The organism is Candidatus Falkowbacteria bacterium, assembly GCA_026396835.1.
Lineage (GTDB): Bacteria > Patescibacteriota > Patescibacteriia > Patescibacteriales > Patescibacteriaceae > Patescibacterium.
The window spans coordinates 1-19,833 of the sequence record JAPLWA010000005.1 but is presented as its reverse complement, the minus strand read 5'-3'; the positions used below and the strand labels follow the sequence as shown (position 1 = coordinate 19,833).

Here is a 19,833-nt window from a genome sequence, read left to right as displayed (position 1 = left end):
ATCATATTTAAAGACAAATTTCTGAACAGACTTTTTGTCTAGAAGGTATTGCCAATTTGCCGCTAATTATACAGAAACTAAAAAACTCGCTGGTTAACAGCGAGTTTTTCTATTTTAACTATTGTGTAGTCCGTGGATATCACGTCCCTTTTTAACCCACATAGAAATGGGCGTACCAATAAAGCCGAATTTGGCGCGTAATTGGTTCTCTAGGAAACGAAGATAAGATTCAGCCAAGCTTTCGCGTGGTCCGATCTGAACCATGAAACTTGGTGGATTAACACCAGCTTGTTTGAATTCATAAACACGAGGATATTTTGTACCGCGGCCCTTAGTTGGACGATGTTTTTTAACTGCACTTTTCAAAAGTCTGTCTAAGGCGCTATCTGGAATACTAATATATCTTTGGTTATTAACTTCAATAATTAAATCAAGTAACTGGTTAATACGAACTTTATTTTTAGCTGATAAAAATTGAATTGGTGCGTGAGTTGCAAAAGGTAATTCACTGTTTATATAGTGAGTATATTTTTTTGGATCACGATCAACGGCTAAATCCCATTTGTTAGCCACCAAAATTAAACTCTTGTGGCGATCAAAAATTTCTTCAACCAATCTAGCGTCTTGTTTGGTTAAAGGTTCGGAAATATCCATAACTAAAATTGCGACATTAGCTTTTTGAACTGCAGCTAAGCTTTTATCCATGCTGTATTTTTCTAAGTTATCTACTTTGTGACCATGCTTAGTAATACCAGCCGTATCAACAAATTCAAAGTCACTTTTTTTGTAGGTAAATCTAGCGGATTGTGGTTCACGTGTCGTGTGAGGAATTGGACTAACGATAACTCGAGAATAACCCAAGATAGCATTTATCAAACTTGATTTACCAACGTTAGGCTTCCCAATGATAGCTACTCTAACTACGCTTGGCGATTTGGTTTTATCAATTTCTTTTTTAACAACTTCAACTTTATCTTTAGGAGCTTTGATTTTTTTCAAAATAATATCTAGTAAGTCGCCGGTTCCAGCGCCAGTTAAAGCCGAAATTGAAGAAACATCACCCAAGCCAAGGCGATAAAAATCTCCGGCCGCCGGAGCGATTGATAATTTCTCTACTTTGTTGGCGACCAAGACAATCTTCTTTTTATCAGGAATGATTTTTTTGATAATCATGGCCATGGTCATGTCTTGAGGTAAGAGACCATCGCGTGCGTCAACTAAGAATAAAATTAAATCAGCTTTTTTTAAATAATCACGGGCTTGTTTTTGAACTAGTTCATCAATTGTTTCGGCTTTAATTTTTTTAAGACGTAAAAAATCAAAGTCCATAAAACCGCCGGTATCAACAATGGAAAAAGTTTTTCCTTGCCAGCCTACGGTTGCTAGATTCGAGTCGCGAGTTGTGCCTGGTGTATTAGAGACTAGAGCTTGTTTTTTTTCTACTAAACAATTAAACAAGGTTGATTTACCAACATTGGTTCTGCCAAATATTACAACAAGAGGTTTAGTTAAGGACATATGTTTAATTTTATAATTTTGTAATTTTTAATTTTTAATTAATTTTTAATGCTCTAATTCAAAAAATATAAAATTTTAGCATTAATTATAAAATTACAAAATTAAAAATTATAAAATTTTCTAGTTAGTGTTCTCTGTGCCTGATGAGCTGGTATCAGCGTCGGTTCCTAAGACTAAGATAAAGTCTGGTTGAGGGCGAGGAGATTGACCAACCTTAGCAGCTAATTCTTCTTTTAGCCAGTCCGGCAGGGTTGGAGCAATATTTGCCCCGGTTTTCTCTTTTAAGAGCTCTAATTCTTCTCGTTTAGCGCCAAAGGTTAAATCATAGATTACAGAACGTTCAAAGTTGTGTCGGCTGGAATTGCTGATTTCTAATACATTGGCGCCGAGCCTTTCAAGCTCAACTGCTTTGCGGCTACCAAGGCCATTTACCCAAGTACCATTAAGAATTGAGATGGTGATCTCGGTTTTGAGCTTGCTGGCTGCTGCAGCTTGTTCGTTGCTAGTGCTGACTTCGCCAAAGATGCTATTAAATAAATATTGAATTTCTGAAAAGTCGCCGCTGCGAGGATTTAATATGTAGGCGCCATTGTCGCCGCGAGCATCAATTAATAAACCACTTGGGCTATTATCAAGTACCTTATTAATTATACTGTCTGATTTAACATCTTTAACAAATGACCAAAGTTTAATAATTTCCCAAACTTTTAAGTTGGTTGAAATATTGTCTTTCAAAGTATCAATCATGCTTGAAACTTTTGATGGATTCAGTAAGAAATTAGCTGATATAACTTTGTCTTTTACAGCTTCTAATATTTTCTGTTGTCTTTTGGCACGAGCAAAGTCAGTTCCTTCGCCGCCAACACCATGACGTGAGCGAGCATATTTCAAAGCCATCTTTCCGTCCATTTTTTGCCAGCCTGTATCAATATGTAAGTGTTCATATCTACTATAATAATCTGGATTGTCTTCTTGGCCTAAAATTGGATAAGCATAATCATCTAGAGTATTATCCACGTAAACATCAACGCCGCCAACTTGATCAATTATTTTTTCAAATCCTTCAAAGTCAACGCGAACATAATAATCAATTGGCGCTTGTAGTAAATCACCAATTGCTTGAGACGAAGCTAGGCCACCGCTGCCAGGTTCACTGCCTTCAGCTAAAGCATTAACGCTATTTACTTTCCTCCAGCCAGAACCTTCGATTGGTACGGCCAAGTCACGTGGTATTGATAATAAAGAAACCTGTTTAGTTGATGGCTTAATACTGCCAACCATAATGGTGTCGGTTAGCTGAGCTCCGTCATGCCCTTTGCCTCCGATGCCGAGCAAGAGAATATTTATTCTATCGACGTTTTCTCCCTTAAGCGCTCTTTCTGAGCTTTCAGCTAAGTGCTTGATCTGGCCGATGATTGGTAGCTTATCTACCCAGGTAGTTTTTCCGCTCGGAGCAAAATAACTTTTAACATAAAAGAAACCATATAGCAGAACTAGAAAAGAAATTATGCCGATGACAAATTTAAGAAAACGTCTGCGGCGTGGCGCAGGCGCTGATCCTGAATGTAGGTTCTCTAAATCTTGTAGCATTCGTTCGTTATCGTACATAGAAAAGTATAAGCTAAGTCATTATAGCGTATTAATCCACATTTATAAATAAAGCAGAAATTAGAGAAAAAATCAAGTAGTTTTTGTTTGACACATAAGCCATTCTAACGTATATTTAAGAGGTATATTCATTAACTTTAAGACCTAATTCAATGCAAATAACCTGGCTTGGTCATTCAGCTTTTCGCCTCCAAGGCAAGACAGCCTCAGACATTGTTTCTGTGGTAACTGACCCATACAAAAGTGAATTTACTGGTTTAAAAATGCCTCGTGTTGAAGCTGACATCGTGACGATTAGTCATGATCATGATGATCATAATAATTTAGAAGCCATTAAAGGTGAACCATTTGTTCTACGCGGTCCTGGTGAATATGAATCTAAAGGAGTTTATATTGATGGCATAAGTTCCTATCATGATAATGAAAAAGGAGCTAAGCGCGGCGAAAATATTATTTTCCGTTTTGAAATTGAAGATATTGTTGTTACTCATTTGGGTGATTTAGGCGCCGAGCTTGATGATAAGCAATTAGAAAGATTAGAGGGTACAGATATTTTGTTAATTCCAGTTGGCGGCAACTTTACCTTAGATGCTCAGAAAGCTGTTTCAGTGATTAATCAAATTGAACCACGCATTATTATTCCAATGCATTATAAAGTGCCTGGTTTAAAGTTTGACTTAGACGCAGTTGAAAAGTTTTTGAAGGCAATCGCGATTAAACCTCGCCAAGAAGAGAAATTAAAAATTTCTAAGAAAGATTTGCCACAAGATAATATGGAATTAGTGGTGCTTTCTTTCTAAAATATGCCACGAAAAAAAATTGAAAAAATAAAAGTAAAAAAAGTTTCTAAAAAAACGGTTAAGCCACGCTCTAAAAAAACTTCACGATCGAAGGATCATGTTGTCACTAAAGAGAGCGCGGTTTTATTGTCAGGTGAGATGCATGGTCGCTCTATTGCTCATGGTCATTCTCCTTTTCAGTTAGAAGAACTTGATAAAAAAACCAAAAAAATTGATGATCGAAGTCAGCGTTTAATTATGTATATCGGTGTTAGTTTGATTATGGTTGTAATTGTTGTTTTCTGGATTATAAATTTGAAGAGTAGCTTAGGGCCAGACGCATTTTCTATCACTAGCGTTAATGGCACAAAGAAAGAGACGACAGCCGATTTTGAAAATCTCAAGAATGATTTAAGTAATTCAATATCTGAAGTTAAAGGTCAGATTAATAGCCTAGAGGAGATAGCTAAGCAAAAAGAAGCTGTGCCAACTTCAACTGCTAACCCTGCCACGGTCTCCGGTACGGCTAGCCCAATTTTACCAAACACTTTGCCCAATTAATTTTAATTTTTATGCCCAAAGGCAAGCAAACAAAACTTCCGTCTAAAAAAGACAAGCCAGAAGAAAATATTATTGATGAATCAATGGTCAACAATGTTGGTCATATTGAAGATCAGCCAATCGTCGACGAAATGCGTCGCTCTTATTTGGATTATGCCATGAGCGTTATTGTGGCTCGTGCTTTGCCAGATGTGCGTGACGGCTTAAAACCGGTCCACCGCCGTATTTTATATGCTATGTGGAACATTGGGCTAAGACCAAATGCTAAGTTCCGTAAATCGGCTACAGTGGTCGGAGAAGTGCTTGGTAAATATCACCCTCACGGTGATACGGCTGTTTATGATTCCATGGTTCGTATGGCACAGGATTTTGCTATGCGCTATCCCCTGGTAAGGGGCCAAGGAAACTTTGGTTCCATGGACGGTGACAACGCCGCGGCTATGCGTTATACCGAAGCTAAATTAGCTTCAATTTCTGAAGAACTACTTTCTGACATCGATAAAAAGACAGTTGATTTTTTGCCTAACTTTGACGGCTCACACCAAGAACCAAGAGTTTTACCAGCCCGCTTACCAAACTTGCTTTTGAACGGAAGCATGGGTATTGCGGTTGGTATGGCCACAAATATTCCACCACATAACTTACGTGAAGTTTCCGCCGCTATTTCTCATTTGATTGAAAATCCAGAAGCGACAGTTGAAGATTTAATGAATTTTGTTAAAGGACCAGATTTCCCAACCGGTGGTATTATTTATAATCGCGCTGAAATAATTCGAGCTTATGCAACTGGCAAGGGCGGCATTGTTATGCGCGGCCGAGCCGAAGTTGAAGAAACTAAAACCGGTAGTTTTTCCATTATTATTTCTGAGGTGCCATATCAAGTTAACAAAGCAACTTTAGTAGAAAAGATCGCTGATTTAGTTAAAGAGAAAAAATTAGAAGGCATTAGAGATTTGCGTGATGAATCTGACAAAGACGGTGTCCGCGTTGTGATTGAATTAAAGAAAGACGCCTTCCCTAAAAAGATTTTGAATAGTTTGTATAAGCAAACTCAATTACAAGAAACCTTCCACCTTAACTTGCTAGCTTTGGTCGATGGTATTCAGCCTAAGGTACTTAACCTTAAGGCGGTTTTAGAGGAATACATTAAACATCGTGAAGAGATTATCCGACGCCGCACAGAATTTGAATTAGAAAAAGCTCGCGATCGCGCTCATATCTTAGAAGGTTTAATGATTGCTTTGACTCATATTGATGAGGTTATTAAAGTTATTAAAGCTTCTCCAGATCGCGAAACCGCCAAGCTTAACTTAATGAAAAAGTTTAAGTTATCAGATCGTCAAGCCTTTGCCATTGTAGAAATGAAGCTTGGTTCTTTGGCTAACTTAGAAAGATTAAATATTGAAAAAGAATTAAAAGAAAAACAAGCCTTGATTAAAGAATTAGAAACCATTTTGAAATCACGCGTTAAGATTTTAAGTATTGTTAAAAAAGAATTGGCCGAATCAACTGAAAAATTCGGCGACGATCGAAAGACTACTGTTATGGAGCATGGTATCGGCGAATTCAGTACTGAAGATTTAGTACCAAATGAAGAATCAATGGTCTTAATGACCCGCGATGGTTATATTAAGCGCTTGCCACCTGATACTTTCAAAGTTCAAGCTCGCGGCGGCAAAGGCGTTATCGGCTTAACTACCAAAGAAGAAGACATGGTTGAATTTTTGTTCACTACCATGACTCATAATGATATTCTTTTCTTTACGACTCGTGGTCGTGTCTTCCAACTCAAAGCTTATGAAATTCCTGCTTCATCTCGTACGACTAAAGGACAAGCCATTGTTAACTTCTTGCAATTACCAAGTGATGAAAAAGTTACTTCAGTTTTGCCATTAGATAAAATTTCTAAGAGCGCTTTCTTATTCTTCGCCACTGAAAAAGGTGTAGTTAAAAAAGTTCCTTTAGATGAGTTTTCAAAAGTTAGACGCACTGGTTTGATTGCTATTAAAATGCGTCCTGATGATAAATTAATTTGGGCTAAACCAACTTCAGGCAAAGATGAAGTTCAGTTAATTACAGCACATGGTCAAGCGATTCGTTTTAAGGAAAGCGATGTTAGACCAATGGGACGTAATGCTTCTGGTGTTTGGGGTATGCGTTTAAAGAAGGGTGATACTGTAGTTGGTATGGGAATTATTCCTAGCGACAAAGAAAAAGTTAAAAAATATCAGGTGCTTTCAGTCATGGCTAACGGCTTTGGAAAGCGAACTCCAATTGGACTTTATAAGGTTCAGGCTCGTGGTGGTTCTGGTATTAAAACAGCCAAGATAACCGATAAAACCGGACAGCTAACTAACGCCTTCGTGATTAGTAGTGAAATGATGACTGACAAAGATATTATTATTATTTCCAATAAAGGACAGGTTATTAGACTACCATTTAAGACGGTTAATGAGCTTGGACGTGACACGCAAGGTATCCGTTTGATGCGCTTTAAAGAGGAGGGGGACGCCGTAGCTTGTGTAACCTGGAGTTAGTAAATTGACCCTAAAATACAACTAGCGTATAATAGGGAAACTATAATAATTTCAAATTTTCAATTTCAAATTTTTAAATAATGCTTTAATTTTCAATTTTTTAAATTTAAGCATTAAAAATTGTTTTGAAATTTAGAATTTAAAATTTATAATTGTTTTAATTATTATTAATTATTTTATATGGAACACGAGACACCAGTCGTCCACCATGCTGGAGGCAGTCTTAAGAAAAAGTTTGATGGTAAGTCAAACCTAATTATTGCCTTAGGCGCCGTGGTTGTTATTTTAGTTGTTGTCGCAGGTATTAATTTTGGCGGCGGCATCTTCAAGTTTAATAAAAATCTTTCGCCAGACCAGGCTAAAGCCAAGGCTGAAGAATTTATTAATAAGAATCTTGTTCAAGGTACAACTGCTTCTGTTACTGAAGTAACAGACTATAGTGGTAGTTTGTATAAACTAAAAGTTAAAGTTGGTACAAACGAAATTGATTCTTACATCTCAAAGGATGGTAAAGAATTTTTCCCACAGTCAATGAAGATCGATGATATTGCTGCATCAACCGGCACTAAGACCGATACGGCCGCCACTAACACACAGACTCCAGTAACTCCTGCCGATATTGTTAAATCAGATAAGCCAAAAGTTGAAGTCTTTGTTATGAGTCATTGCCCATATGGTACTCAGATTGAAAAGGGTATTGTTCCTGTTATGGAAACTCTTGGTAACAAGGCTGATATTCAAATTAAATTTGTTAACTATGCTATGCATGGCCAAGTTGAAGTTGAAGATAATATTCGTCAGTACTGTATCAGTAAGGAACAGAATGATAAATATACAAAATACTTGTCATGTTTTCTTAAGGCCGGTGATTATAAGGGTTGCATTTCAAGTACTGGCATAGATCAAGGTAAACTAGACTCATGTTTTAAGGCAACTGACTCTAAATATAATCTATTGAAGAGCTTTAATGATAAATCAACTTGGAACGGAAGCTTCCCTCCGTTTTCGATTAACGAAGCTGAGAACAAGGCTTACGGCGTTCAAGGTTCTCCAACTCTAGTTATTAACGGTAAACAAGTTGAGGTTGGTCGAGATAGCGCTAATTTATTAGCAGCCGTCTGCGCGGGCTTTAATAAGAAGCCAGCTGAGTGTGATACTAAGTTAGCTAGCGCCTCTCCTTCAGCCGGTTTTGGCGAAGGAACTGATACCAGTGGCTCAGCTGCTAATTGCGCGCCAGCCAATTAAGGTTTAGATTTTAAACCCCGCGCCCTATATGGTGCGGGGTTTTTTGTTATATTAGCCATTTCTGGGGGGTATATATTGACAATTTATCATATATATGATATAATATAGAAAGTTCATTAAAAAGTATTAAGTAATTTATTGAATTCCTGAGTTTCAGGGTTTTAATAAATTACTTAATAATAAACTTAACTTGAAGGGGAAAAATGAACTTTAAAAACCTAGGTATTTTAGTGAATATTTTCATGGTAGTGGGGTTGCCGTGTTCCTTGTATACCATATGGAATCAATCTAATATTATCGAAGAACAATCTCTGACAATAATTAAATTTACTCCGATGGTTCAAGAACATAAAATTCAGAACGAAGCTGACAGTAGCTTAGCTGCAAAATTAACATCAAGTAGTTTTTGGTATTCCTGGGGTGGATGGTTAGTAACAGATGAGCCATTTACAGAGGTAAATGGTACTACTACATTACCCGGTAAAACTGTTGATTGTAAAAAACGACTTTATGCTCTTGATAGCTGCAATTCAAGGACGGTTCCTTTAGAAGATCATGACTTAGTAGTCTTTTCAACTCCAACTGAATGGGAAAAAAATTTCAAAGAATGTTTGGTTGCGGGGGAAAGACTTATCTGCAAGAAAATAATACACTATTAAAAAACTAAAATATTAATTTTAAAGAAAGGTAATTAAATTGAAAAATTTAGCATTTATTTTTGTGTTGCTTGTTCTACTATCCGGTTGTTCTTTGGAGCAAAAATCAATCGACTATAATGAAGGAAGTAAAAATTACCCTGGAGTTAAAGAGGGTGAAGTTTTTCTGAGAATTATATCTACTGAATTTTTGCCGGATGTAGCATACTGCCCAAATAGTAGCGGACTTCTTATGTTTTCGATGGTTTATAGTGAAGATGCTCTTTTCTATAATTTTTGTAAAATTGATTATACAACTAAAAGAGTCGGCGACGTAGCTTATATGAGTTCTGGGAAAATTGTTCCTAATCATGTACCAGTTTTTGTAAGTGCGGTAGAGTGGGAAATGAAACAAAAAGAGTTTATAGAATGGAAAAAATCTATGGGCTTTGAATAGTTATAAAATTTTAGGAGCTGTTGAATTAATTTTCAACAGCTCTTTTTACTTTTTTCTAGAATCATTAGATGTACCGCTTATTTTCAGCTACTCTTGATTTTTATTAAGCTTTATGATATAAATAGCGTACTAAAAAGTAACTGAATATCGCCTGTAATTAAACTTCTAGCTAAGGCGACTAGAAGACCAGCTCTCAATTAGAGATCAAGTTGGTTAAAGCAGTCTTTTTTTATATCTATGTCAGATAAAACAAACGCAAATTCCATGAGTGATTTTGCAAATTTAATTAAAGATGATGAATTTAAGATTCCTCAGGTTGGTGATACTGTCACTGGCACAATTTTAGCTTCTTCAAAAGCTGAGGTTCGTCTTGATATTGGTGGTCGTTTAATTGGTGTTGTCCGCGGTCGTGAATTATATTTTGAAGCTGGTGAATACGCCAAGCTTAAACCCGGCGACAAAATCGATGCTACTATTATTGACGTTGAAAATGAAAATGGAGAATTAGAACTTTCCTTCCGTCATGCTGGCGAAGAAAAGACTTGGCAGTTATTGGAAGAATCATTTGAAAAGAAAAAGCCTATCATGGTACGCATCAATGCGGCCAACCGTGGTGGTTTGTTAGTTAGCTACGCTCAAATTCCTGCTTTCTTGCCAGTCTCACAATTATCACCAGAAAATTATCCTCGTGTTTCCGGCGGAGATAAAACAAAGATTTTAGAAAAATTAAAATCTTTAGTTGGTACAGAGTGTGAAGTTAAGATTATTACTTTTGACAAAAAAGAAGGTAAGTTGGTTGTTAGTGAAAAAGATGCTTGGCAAGAAAAACAGAAAGATGTTATTTCTCAGTTTAAGGTTGGTGATTCTGTTGAAGGCCGCATTATTGCTGTTACTAGCTTTGGTGTCTTCGTTAACTTCGGCGGCAATCTCGAAGGCTTGATTCACATTAGTGAATTAGCTTGGCAGAGAATTGAAGATCCATCTGAAGTTTATAAAGTAGGTGACATGGTTAATGCACAAATTATTGCCATCGAAGGCGCTAAGATTTTCTTGTCAGCCAAAAAACTCATGGCTGATCCTTGGGAAGGTGTTGAAAAGAAATATGCTGTTGGTCAAACTGTCCAAGGTACAATTCTAAAAGTAAATCCATTTGGTTTATTTGTTGAATTAGACAAAGATATTCATGGTCTAGCTCACGTTAGCCAACTAGGCGTTACGACTGGTGAAAAGATTGATGATATCTATAAGTCTGGTCAAGTAATGGACTTTTCTATTATCTCACTTGATAGCAATGAGCATCGTCTTGGTTTAGCTATTCCTGGAAAAGCTAAAGATAAAAAAGCTGGTAAGAAATCTAAGTCTAAGGATAAGACCAGCGAAGACAAAGATGAGAAAGAATCATCCTCCGCTGAAGCTACAGAAGGCAAGGAGGTTGTGGAAGAAGTAAAAGAAGATAATAAAGAAGAAACAGTTACAGAGTAATTTAGATGCTGATAAAAATCACCCGCCAACTTGGTGGGTGATTTTTTGTAAATTAACTCACCCCTGGCCCCTCTCTACGCTGACGCGTAAAGAGGGGAAATCTTAATATTAAGTTTTTATATTAAAAAATTTTTAGTAATAGTGTCAAAATAAATTATGAGCAATCACCAGGTGGATAAGAGTGCAAAATGTTATTAGATAATAAAACTATTATTTATAATTTCCCCTCTTTGCCCGCCGACTGGCGGGTAGAGAGGGGTCAGGGGTGAGTTAATCTAAAATTATAGGCAGTTACCTTTTATGGTTTGTTAAAGGAGATTAATTTTGCTATAGTATAAGTACATTAATTGAATTTAATTTATATTATATGGCCAATTTACTTGAGGTGTCTCGTCGCAAGTTAAGCGATATTCAGCGTTTCTTCATTGTCACAGGTATTATCATGTTGATTTTAGCTGTGCTAATTGTTTGGACCGATGCTTTATTAAAACTACTTGTTGGCTTGGTTATTCTTCTAATTTCTTACAGCTTATTTTACGTGGCCTACAAGGTCCATGCGATTCGCAAGATACTTGACTAGGCAAGCTAAAGGCTGTAAAATGTTCCCACTATGAAACCTTTAGTTAAAAATTTTCTTATTCTCTTGGTAGCGTTCCTTTTCTTAGGAGCGCTGCTTTCGCTATGGAACGGAAATACTAAGAAGCCTGATTCAATTGCATTGGGCCAGGTTGCTAGCGAAATTAAAGATGGTAAGGTTGATAAAATTGATATTAATAAAGATGAGCTAAATATCTCTTTAAAAGATGGTAGTAAGCAAATTGCCACCAAAGAAACTGGTCAACCATTAACAGAATTATTAGCTGGTTTTGGTGTTCCCTCAGATAAAATATCAGCTGTACAAATTAAAGTTGATACGCCATCTAGTTTTGATAATTGGGTAGCAATTTTAGTTCCCTTTCTTGTCCCATTACTTTTGATTGGTGTCTTTATTTTCTTCATGATGCGTTCAGTTCAAGGGGCTAATAATAAAGCTATGACTTTTGGCCAATCACAAGCCAGAGAAACAAATACTCAAGCTAAGGATCGCGTTACCTTTAAAGATGTAGCTGGTGTTAAGGAGGCTAAAGAAGAATTATCAGAAGTGGTTGATTTTTTACGAGAACCGCAAAAGTTTACTGCCCTTGGTGCGCGTATTCCGCGCGGAGTTTTATTATTAGGTAGTCCTGGAACCGGTAAAACGCTTTTGGCTCGTGCCGTCGCGGGTGAAGCTAATGTACCTTTCTTTAGCATTTCCGGTTCTGAATTTGTTGAAATGTTTGTTGGTGTTGGTGCTTCTCGTGTTCGTGATTTATTTAAGCGCGCGAAAAAGAGTGCTCCTTGCATTGTCTTTATTGACGAAATTGATGCGGTTGGTCGTAAGCGCGGCGCCGGTATCGGTGGCTCACACGATGAACGCGAACAAACCCTAAACCAAATTTTAGTAGAAATGGATGGCTTTGAAATTAACGACGGCGTTATTGTCATGGCAGCAACTAATCGTCCCGATGTGCTAGATCCTGCTTTAATGCGTCCTGGACGTTTTGATCGTCAGGTTATTTTAGATGAACCAGATATTGCTGACCGCGAAGCAATCTTAGAAATTCACGCTCGTAAAAAGCCTTTAACTAAAGATGTGTCTTTGCGCAAGATTGCTGAACGCACACCTGGTTTTTCTGGTGCGGATTTAGCTAATGTTTTAAATGAAGGTGCGATTTTAGCAGCGCGACATGATAAAAAAATTATTTCTATGGCTGAACTTTTTGAAGCCATTGAAAAAGTTTTACTAGGACCGGAGCGAAAATCTCGTGTTCTAAATGTGCGTGAAAAAGAAGTTACGGCTTATCATGAAGCAGGTCACGCTATTGTTGGGCACTTTTCTCCTAACTCAGATCCGATTCATAAGATTTCTATTATCTCACGCGGCATGGCTGGTGGTTATACAATTAAAGTCCCAACCGAGGATCGTCACATGCACACTAAAGCTTATTTCATTGACGAGATTGCGGTATTGCTCGGTGGTTACCTAACTGAAGAAATGATTTTCCACGAAGTGACAACTGGTGCAACCTCTGATCTGCGCCGTGCTACAGCTTTAGCCCGTCGTATGGTAACTGATTTTGGTATGTCTGATAAACTTGGTCCAAGAACATTTGGTGAAAAAGAAGAAATGGTTTTCCTTGGTCGTGAAATTCATGAACAAAGAGATTATAGTGAAAAGGTCGCCGAAGAAATTGATGTTGAAATTAATAATTTCATTAGTCAAGGAAGAGTTAAGGCTGAAAAGATAATTAAAGAACAAAGAGCCGTGATTGAGAAGGTGGCTCAACTATTACTAAAGCAGGAGACTATTGAGCAAGATGAATTTAATGTCTTAGTAGGAGAAAAAGAGAAGTTGGTTGAGACAACAAAAGATTAATCAAAAAGCTGTTAAAAAGGCCCCAAATACGGGGTCTTTTTAGTTATTATTGACAAAATCTATAATATATGATATAATATCATTATTAAAATAGTTCATTGAAAATAGGGTTTTATTGGATTAATTAATAAGTTTGCCTGTTCCAGGTCAGCCTATTAATTAATCTAATAAATATTAACCTTAAATAAAATAATGAAAAAATTAGTAGCATTCATCGCGCAAAAAATAAAAACACCAATTTTTGTTTATTTTGCAGCACAGGCTTTAATTATTTTTTTGTTCACTTTTTTTGTAATGGGTTTTCCTTTAAAAATAAGTGTACTGTATACCTTCGGTGGATCATCTGCAATTTTTGCAATGCTTGCACTCATTTGGGTTGTGTCTCTTTTTATAGTGTTTAATTGTATAATGATTTTTGTTGGAGTACCAATAGAAAAAACACATCCGCTTTCTAGAGCATTTTCGAAACTTTTTGATATTCTCAATTGGTTTGATGGTAGCAATAAGAAAGTCGATAAATGTAATATTATATAAATTAATTAAAACTAAAATTAATAAAATTTACCCTAAATAAGGGAGAAAAGGAATCTACAGTGGAAGAGATTTACAGTGTTCTCGTAGTTATTCATCATCAGTACTTGATACCATCATTTGTATTTGCCGTAATACTCGGTTTACTATGGCTTGCATTTCCAGTTAAGGGGCTTTTTATCATTTATGATTATCTTAAAAGCACCAACTGGTCCGTAAAAGAAAGTATCAATCGTGAGGCAAATGAATTACACCATGATCAAATGTATTATAATGAAATAATGCATTTTCCTATATGGCTGCTAAAAATATTTGCCTGTCTCGAAGCTGTTACTATATTTGTAATGATAATAGTATATATAGTATATATTTTACTATTAATAGTAGCCGTTTTCGTTCCTTTAATATAATAATTCCAGGAAAGCCACATGTATAAACTTACATGGGGCTTTTTTAATATCCGCTTTAATGTTATAATAAAAGCATATTATCTTAACAAATCCCTATGTCACTATATCGTTCTATTATCAGGCAATCTTTCGTAGTTGCCTGGAAGCATAAATATCTTTGGCTCTTTGGTTTGTTTGCTACTTTATTAGCTAGCAATTTTGAAATTGAATTAGTTAATCGTTTTATTAATCGCGACAACTCAACCATGTATGACTGGAAGCGTTGGGCAGATACTGGTATTTTTAGTTCACGAGCTTGGTATAGTTTTATTGACTTAGCCAAGGCTGATACAACGGCTTTCATCTCACTACTTGTTGTCTTTATTGTTTTAATAATTTTGTTATTGGCAATGCTTTGGTTGTCAGTTACTTCTCAGGGTGCACTAGTTAATAATTCGCTAAAGGCTTTAGCTGAAGGTAGTAAAACTTCTACAGCAGCTGAAAGAAAACACGATACTGCTGTTGGCTTTAAACAGGGACGTAAAAGCTTTTGGCCAGTGTTGTGGGTTAATGTTTTAGTAAGAGTAGCTGTCTATATTTTGGCCCTAGTTACACTTGTCCCTATTTTCAATGGTTCGACCGTCAGTCTTACTTTAGCAATTGTTTATTTTGTAGTTTTCATTGTTCTATTGGCCGTAGCTTTGGTCTTAGCTTTTATTACTAAGTATGCTATTGCTTATATTGTTTTGAAAAATCAATCTCTAGGTAAAGCCATTAAATCAGCTTATAAATTATTCATGGACAATTGGCTGGTTAGTCTAGAAATGACTTTTATACTTTTTGCAATTAGTATCCTTTTCAGCCTAGCTTTAATTTTGGGTGTTATGGTGGTAGCTATTCCCGTTACCTTTGTATACATAATTGGCTTGTTATTAAATTCTTTCCCGCTCTTTTTAACAATGTTAATTTTTGGCATAATAATCTCTTTGGCAATCATTGTTATTGGAGGTGCTTTCGTAACAGTAGTTCAGACAACAGCTTGGGTTCATTTGTTTACTCAGCTTAACGCCGGTAAGGCTCCAGAAAGCAAGCTAGAAAGAGTTTTCTCTGATGTTCTCTAGATTGTAATTTATTAAAAATAAAGGCTTTACTCTAATAGAGCTTCTGGTTGTCATCGCGATAATCGGAGTTTTATCTACCATGGCTATAATAGCCCTAGGCAACGCTAGAGCTAAAGCTAGAGATAGTAAAAGAGTTGCTGATATAAAACAGATATCTACTGCTCTAGAATTATATTACGCAGATAATAATAGCTATCCTACTATTATTACTCCAGGTAATAGCATAACATCACCAGATGGTACTAAGACATATATGGCTAGCATTCCTAATAACCCTAGCCCCAGAAATGATGGAAATTGTCCTGACGCTAACTACGGCTACATGTATATTACTAATACAAATAGCTATTATCTTTATTCTTGTACTAACTCCACTGTCGGTAGTTTAACGGCCGGTGCTGTTACTGTTAAACCAGATAGTCCGATCACCAATGAGCCTTTATCCGGTCTAGTTGCTTGGTGGAAGCTTGATGAAGGTTCTGGTACAACGGCTTATGACAGTAGTGGCAACGGAAATACCGGAACATGGGCTACGGGTGGCACTCATTATATAGCAGGTAGAGTCGGAGCCTATGCAGGAAGTTTTAATGGTACTAGTGACTATATAAATTGCGGAATATCAGCTTCGGTTATGATTAGTACTGGGACTATTACTGCCTGGGAAAAATTTACTCTTGGTGGAACTTATTTTTATCTTTTTAACTGGAGCCCAGGTCTTCCTGGTGTAGAGGTTAAACATTACTATGATTCAGCTATTATTTATTTAGCAGGTGCTAACTATGAATATTTTACAACAACTCCTGTTAATTATTTAGATGGTAACTGGCATCATGTGGCTTTTGTTATTACTGGAAACGGTGTAAATGATATTGTGAATTCAAAAATGTATGTTGATGGGCAAGAAGAAACCGGCTCTGGTCCAGCTAATGGTACAGCGCCAGTTGCAAAGACCGGTTGTTATATAGGATGGCCAGGCGGGAGCGTTAATTATATTGATGATCTGCGTATTTATAATCGCGCACTATCAGCTGCTGAAATTTCAGCTCTCTACAATGCTACAAAATAAAAGATTAAAACTTGGCTTCACTCTCATCGAACTACTCGTGGTAATAGCAATTATTGGCGTACTCTCTACCATGGCTATAATAGCTCTAGGTAATGCTAGAGCTAAAGCTAGAGATAGTAAAAGAGTTGCTGATATAAAACAAATATCTACGGCACTAGAACTATATTATAGTGACTATAATACTTATCCTACTATTATTACTCCAGGTAACAGCCTAGCTTCACCAGATGGTACTAAAACCTATATGGGTAAAATACCAACAAACCCAACGCCGCGGAATGATGGAACTTGCGGAGACAATAATTATTCTTACGCCTCTACTTCTGATAATACAAATTACAGTTTAAATTTTTGTCTCGGTAATGCTGTAAGCTCTACACCAGCTAGTATCAACAGTGCTTCAAACACTGGTTTTGGAACTGCTCCGGGTCTCATTGGCTGGTGGAAATTTGATGAGGGATCTGGCACAACCGCGATTGATTCAAGTGGAAATAATAAATCAGGAACATTGGTTGGTAGCCCTACTTATGTTGCTGGTAAAAGCGGCAATGCCTTACAATTTACTGGAACCAATCTTGTCAGGATTGGCGCTAACTCAGATTTTGTTTTTCAAGAGGGCAATTATTGGACAATTAGCTTATATGTTAATACCACAAGCAGTTACGTTGGCGCAGGAACTACTGGAGCGGATATTCTAGGTAAGGCCATTGTTGGCGCAACATCTGCCTACGCAATTACAGTTGGCAACGTTAATGGTTCTGGCATGGATAATAAAGTTGGGTTTACCATTGATAGTGCTCCTGGAAATAACTATTCTACTGGAAATCCGGCTATACCTGCTTTAAATGATGGTTTGTGGCATCATATTGTAATTGTTTATGATGCTTCAAGTGGACCAACCTATACTAAAGGAACAATCTATTATGATGGAACATCATATGGAACTTACAATGCAAACACTTTAAAGACCGGTTGGGCGACTAGTAGTTCTTATGCTCTAGCAATCGGTACGGCCTATGTTTCTTGTCCTAGTTTGTGTTTTAGTGGGAAGGTTGATGATGTTAGAATTTATAATCGTGCATTATCGGCCGCCGAAGTTATAGCTTTATACAATGCTACAAAGTAAAAAAATAAAATTAGGATTTACCTTAATTGAACTTCTGGTTGTCATAGCAATAATCGGTGTTTTATCTACCATGGCAATCATTGCGCTAGGTAGCGCTAGAGCTAAAGCCAGGGATAGTAAAAGAGTTGCTGATATAAAACAAATATCTACAGCCCTAGAATTATATTATGCAGACAATAGTAATTATCCCACTACCATGACAGTTGGTGGTGCCTTAGTTTCACCATCAGGCGTTACTTATATGGGATCTATTCCATCTAACCCTACGCCAAGGAATGATGGTGACTGCCCTAGCAATGATTATAGCTATATCTATAGTACTACTACTAATAAATATTCCCTTGGCTTTTGTTTGGGTGGTAGTTTTTCAAATTTTAGCTCAGGTTTTAATATGGCTACTAATGAGGGCTTTTTTAGTTCAGTACCTACAAGAAATCTGTCGCTGTGGCTAAAGGCAGACTCTATTAATCTTAATAATGGAGATCAGGTTGCTGCCTGGAGTGATTCTGGCCCAGCCAGTAGAATAGCAACGGCTATTTCTTCAACTGTTAGGCCGATATATAAAACTGGTGTTATTAATTCTAAGCCGATTGTTCGCTTTGACGGTATAGACGATGTTTTGACTTTATCTTCAGCGATAAATAACGCAAGAACAGTGTTCTTTTTGATTAAGTGGGATGGTCAAATGACGTCATATGTTCCACTTTTAGGTTCTTTGTCTTATTATGATTTTCACGGCACTGCGTCAAGTGTATATGTTTTCGATTCCTTGTATACTTCGGCATATATAAAGAATGGGTTAGCCTGGAATAACGGAGTAAGCATAGATCCATTATCTATAGCAAAAGATAGATCAAATTTTCAATTGATCGAATTTCAAACAACTAGTGACGTAAGGACTGATAATATATCATCGGATCGATCAATACCAACGAGAAATCTAAATGGCGATGTTGCTGAGATTATTATTTATGACATAAGTCTGAGTAACTCAGAAAGAAAACAGGTAGAAAACTATTTAGGCAATAAATATAATTTATCGATAGTTAATTAATTATTGCAGAGTTAACGAGATTATTATGATTCATAGTGTATTGGAAAAATCTTATAGCAAGAAAGGCTTCACTCTCATCGAACTACTCGTCGTAATAGCCATTATTGGTGTACTCTCTACTATGGCTATAATAGCTCTAGGTAATGCTAGAGCTAAAGCTAGAGATGCAAAAAGAGTTGCTGATATAAAACAAATAAGCACAGCGTTAGAATTATATTACGCTGATAATAATAGCTATCCTACTATTATTACTCCAGGCAATAGTCTTACTTCTCCCTCCGGCTCTATTACTTATATGAGCGCTATTCCGTCTAACCCTACTCCGAGAAATGATGGTAACTGTTCTAACTCAGATTACTCTTACTCAAGCAATAGTAATAATTCATCATTTTCAGTCTCTACTTGTCTAGGATCTAGTTCAAGTAATATTAACGCCGGTGTGGTATCGTACTCCCCTGAGGGAAGCTTTAATTGTGGTCAGAAGATGTCGGACGTTGAGGGCACTCAGTATGACACTGTCCAAGTAGGTTCACAGTGTTGGATGAAACAGAATCTTAGAACAAAAAAATACCCTGATGGATCTTGCATAAATTCTGGCTGCCCAAATGCTTCAGCATCTGATAATGGTCTAGGCAGATCTTGTTACGGAAATAACGAAGTTAATCCTTCGCCTTTCTCGGCTGGTGGTTGTGATACTGACGGAGCCTTATATACCTGGACGGCCGCAATGAATGGTTCAACTATAGCAGGCGCTCAGGGTATTTGTCCTAATGGATGGCACTTGCCAAGCGATGTGGAATATAATACATTAGATCAATATTTGACTGACTCAGGTCAGGTGTGTGATGCAAATAGATCTAGTTCTATAAATGGATGTTTTGGCGCTGGAACTAAGCTCGGAGTTGGCGGTACAAGCGGGTATGAAGCAATTAAAGCTGGTTATCGACTAGTTGACGGTTCAACCTTTGGTGCTAGAACAACGCATGTTATATATTGGTCATCAACTCAGTCTGGCGCAAATGCCTATCACCGTGAAATTTCAACGATGTATTTCTCCGGCTTAGTTTATCGAGCTCTCCATAGTAAATTATCAGCGATGTCTATCCGCTGTATAAAAAATTAATTAAAAAAATGAAAACCGCCAGCAATAAGCTGGCGGTTTCTTTCTTGCCCGCTACGCGGGCTAAGTCGGTAGTGGAAGTCTTGGCATTTCTACTTGGTGATGTTGTTGGTTTAGAACATAGCGTTGAATAGTCATTTCATCTAAAC

18 protein-coding genes and 1 pseudogene are annotated in these 19,833 nt (G+C 37.0%); 17 read left to right on the top strand and 2 right to left on the bottom strand.

Features of this window, described 5'->3' with window-relative positions:
* Positions 1–114 precede the first annotated feature (114 nt).
* Positions 115–1,518, bottom strand: a complete 1,404-nt coding sequence (gene der, locus NTY12_04385; GenBank protein MCX6793237.1) for a ribosome biogenesis GTPase Der — start codon at positions 1,516–1,518, stop codon at positions 115–117.
* A gap of 120 nt (positions 1,519–1,638) precedes the next feature.
* Complete coding sequence (locus NTY12_04380) at positions 1,639–3,126, bottom strand: LCP family protein (GenBank protein MCX6793236.1); 1,488 nt, start codon at positions 3,124–3,126, stop codon at positions 1,639–1,641.
* 152 nt (positions 3,127–3,278) lie between these two features.
* Between NTY12_04380 and NTY12_04375 the strand changes: the two genes are divergently transcribed.
* The 17 genes and pseudogenes from NTY12_04375 (at position 3,279) to NTY12_04295 (ending at position 19,818) form a co-directional block, all read left to right on the top strand.
* Positions 3,279–3,926 (top strand): MBL fold metallo-hydrolase, encoded by a 648-nt coding sequence (locus NTY12_04375; GenBank protein ID MCX6793235.1) that lies wholly within the window; start codon positions 3,279–3,281, stop codon positions 3,924–3,926.
* 3 nt (positions 3,927–3,929) lie between these two features.
* Positions 3,930–4,466 carry a hypothetical protein gene (locus NTY12_04370; protein ID MCX6793234.1) on the top strand — a complete coding sequence of 179 codons (537 nt, stop codon included), beginning with the start codon at positions 3,930–3,932 and terminating at the stop codon, positions 4,464–4,466.
* An 11-nt stretch (positions 4,467–4,477) separates the two neighbouring features.
* Complete coding sequence (gene gyrA, locus NTY12_04365; protein ID MCX6793233.1) at positions 4,478–7,003, top strand: DNA gyrase subunit A; 2,526 nt, start codon at positions 4,478–4,480, stop codon at positions 7,001–7,003.
* Positions 7,004–7,183: 180 nt separating this feature from the next.
* Positions 7,184–8,248 carry a hypothetical protein gene (locus NTY12_04360; GenBank protein MCX6793232.1) on the top strand — a complete coding sequence of 355 codons (1,065 nt, stop codon included), beginning with the start codon at positions 7,184–7,186 and terminating at the stop codon, positions 8,246–8,248.
* 203 nt (positions 8,249–8,451) lie between these two features.
* Positions 8,452–8,907 carry a hypothetical protein gene (locus NTY12_04355; GenBank protein ID MCX6793231.1) on the top strand — a complete coding sequence of 152 codons (456 nt, stop codon included), beginning with the start codon at positions 8,452–8,454 and terminating at the stop codon, positions 8,905–8,907.
* 61 nt (positions 8,908–8,968) lie between these two features.
* Positions 8,969–9,340, top strand: coding sequence for a hypothetical protein (locus tag NTY12_04350; GenBank protein ID MCX6793230.1), 372 nt, complete (start codon positions 8,969–8,971; stop codon positions 9,338–9,340).
* Positions 9,341–9,577: 237 nt separating this feature from the next.
* A complete protein-coding gene (locus NTY12_04345; protein MCX6793229.1) occupies positions 9,578–10,822 on the top strand; it encodes a S1 RNA-binding domain-containing protein in 1,245 nt (414 codons plus the stop codon).
* Positions 10,823–11,189: 367 nt separating this feature from the next.
* Positions 11,190–11,402, top strand: a complete 213-nt coding sequence (locus NTY12_04340) for a hypothetical protein (GenBank protein MCX6793228.1) — start codon at positions 11,190–11,192, stop codon at positions 11,400–11,402.
* A gap of 30 nt (positions 11,403–11,432) precedes the next feature.
* Positions 11,433–13,277, top strand: a complete 1,845-nt coding sequence (ftsH, locus tag NTY12_04335; protein ID MCX6793227.1) for an ATP-dependent zinc metalloprotease FtsH — start codon at positions 11,433–11,435, stop codon at positions 13,275–13,277.
* A 192-nt stretch (positions 13,278–13,469) separates the two neighbouring features.
* On the top strand, positions 13,470–13,811 hold the full coding sequence (locus tag NTY12_04330) for a hypothetical protein (protein ID MCX6793226.1): 342 nt from the start codon (positions 13,470–13,472) through the stop codon (positions 13,809–13,811).
* A gap of 502 nt (positions 13,812–14,313) precedes the next feature.
* Complete coding sequence (locus tag NTY12_04325) at positions 14,314–15,318, top strand: hypothetical protein (protein MCX6793225.1); 1,005 nt, start codon at positions 14,314–14,316, stop codon at positions 15,316–15,318.
* 10 nt (positions 15,319–15,328) lie between these two features.
* A pseudogene (locus NTY12_04320) lies at positions 15,329–15,394 on the top strand (prepilin-type N-terminal cleavage/methylation domain-containing protein).
* A 3-nt stretch (positions 15,395–15,397) separates the two neighbouring features.
* Positions 15,398–16,384 carry a hypothetical protein gene (locus NTY12_04315; protein MCX6793224.1) on the top strand — a complete coding sequence of 329 codons (987 nt, stop codon included), beginning with the start codon at positions 15,398–15,400 and terminating at the stop codon, positions 16,382–16,384.
* Entirely contained in the window at positions 16,371–17,510 is a 1,140-nt protein-coding gene (locus tag NTY12_04310; protein ID MCX6793223.1) for a prepilin-type N-terminal cleavage/methylation domain-containing protein, read from the top strand. The genes NTY12_04315 and NTY12_04310 overlap by 14 nt, the downstream gene beginning before the upstream one ends.
* Positions 17,497–18,564 carry a prepilin-type N-terminal cleavage/methylation domain-containing protein gene (locus NTY12_04305; protein ID MCX6793222.1) on the top strand — a complete coding sequence of 356 codons (1,068 nt, stop codon included), beginning with the start codon at positions 17,497–17,499 and terminating at the stop codon, positions 18,562–18,564. The genes NTY12_04310 and NTY12_04305 overlap by 14 nt, the downstream gene beginning before the upstream one ends.
* Positions 18,565–18,589: 25 nt before the next feature.
* Positions 18,590–19,687 (top strand): prepilin-type N-terminal cleavage/methylation domain-containing protein, encoded by a 1,098-nt coding sequence (locus NTY12_04300; GenBank protein ID MCX6793221.1) that lies wholly within the window; start codon positions 18,590–18,592, stop codon positions 19,685–19,687.
* A gap of 8 nt (positions 19,688–19,695) precedes the next feature.
* On the top strand, positions 19,696–19,818 hold the full coding sequence (locus NTY12_04295; protein MCX6793220.1) for a hypothetical protein: 123 nt from the start codon (positions 19,696–19,698) through the stop codon (positions 19,816–19,818).
* Positions 19,819–19,833 lie beyond the last annotated feature (15 nt).